Source organism: Moorena sp. SIO1G6, assembly GCF_010672795.1.
Lineage (GTDB): Bacteria > Cyanobacteriota > Cyanobacteriia > Cyanobacteriales > Coleofasciculaceae > Moorena > Moorena producens.
Map to the genome: position 1 here is coordinate 1 of NZ_JAAHFZ010000186.1, position 1329 is coordinate 1329.

2 protein-coding genes are annotated in these 1329 nt (G+C 40.6%); both read left to right on the forward strand.

Annotation, left to right across the window (positions count from 1 at the left end; genetic code table 11):
* Positions 1-1082 (forward strand): eCIS core domain-containing protein (locus F6K63_RS37570; RefSeq protein WP_353813188.1); only part of this gene is annotated, 1082 nt, incomplete at its 5' end.
* A gap of 66 nt (positions 1083-1148) precedes the next feature.
* A partial coding sequence (locus F6K63_RS36925; protein ID WP_287315020.1) for a helix-turn-helix domain-containing protein occupies positions 1149-1329 on the forward strand: 181 nt, incomplete at its 3' end.

Genomic DNA, 1329 nt, shown 5'->3' on the forward strand with positions numbered 1-1329 from the left:
GTGGGATGGCGGCTACCCCAGAGTTGGAAAGCTCAATCCAACAGGCAAGGGGGTCGGGGATGCCGATTGCTGAGAGTATCCGGAAACCAATGGAACAGTCGTTTGGGGCAGATTTTAGTGGGGTGAAAGTTCACAGTGATGCCCAATCTGACCAGTTGAATCAATCAATTCAGGCTCGTGCTTTTACCACAGGTAAAGATATCTTCTTTCGGCAGGGGGAATATAATCCTGGGAGTCGAGGAGGGCAGGAGTTAATTGCCCATGAGTTGACCCATGTGGTTCAGCAAAAGAAAGAGATACTAGGGAGTAGCGGGAGGAAGATAATACAGCGGGCGATTGCTATAGAGGCGGAATCAGATAATGAAATAAAAGTAGAAAGAAAAGACGAAAATAAAAAAGACTGCTTTACTCAAATAAAAGATACTAAGAAAGCGTTAGCAAAAAAAGGCAAAGTAGCAATAACAAGCGACAATGGCAATCTAGAATTCGTCACTGATCCGATGAATAATTCGGACGAAATAAAGGCAGCACATACAGATATGAAAAATTTTCTCAATGAGAATAAGAAAAGAAAAAATGATTTGGTGAATCAAGGCGATAATATAGGTGGTTTTTTGTTCTCAGGAGAAAAGGTGGCTGGCATGCCCTATCAAATAAGATATGTAGCAGAAGAGAGGAGAGATGCAGAAAAAGCGAAGTTTGTTCCACAGGCAACCCTAGACATACCGTTTAAACATTTTGGCTATTACATAGATCTATTAGCGGACAAAAACAACAAAGATTATCGCCAGTTGATAGGAAAGAGCGCGGCAGAAACAGCGCAACTTTTGAAATTAAAATTAAACGAAGAGATCATAGAAGAGACGATCAATCAGACAGATCTGAAAACTATAGACTCCCAGGAAGACTATAGAGCCGTAATAGGCTATCTAAAGATGCTCCTCATGGCACTAATCGAAACCTTTGATGCAAACACAAAAGGAAAAGAAGAGGATCCAAAATATGCTTTTGCTACAATGCCGAGAAATAGGTTTAGCGAAATGTATGAACAATTAAAAGCAAAGGATAGCATAGACCTATAGTAATCCTAAATGATTTTGAAGAATAATGAGATATGATGGAATATAAGTTGACCCAGAAATATTCTCATGACTCTGGAAGAATTAATAGCTAGCAATCGGGATCCTAGAGAGCTAAAGCTCGCTTTAGCTGTCAAAATGCGAATTCAAGGACTCAAGCACCGAGAAATCCAAGCAGTGTTGGGAGTTCAATCGAGCTATATTAGTCGTTGGGAAAAACGCTATCGAGAGGAAGGATGTTCTGGCCTGA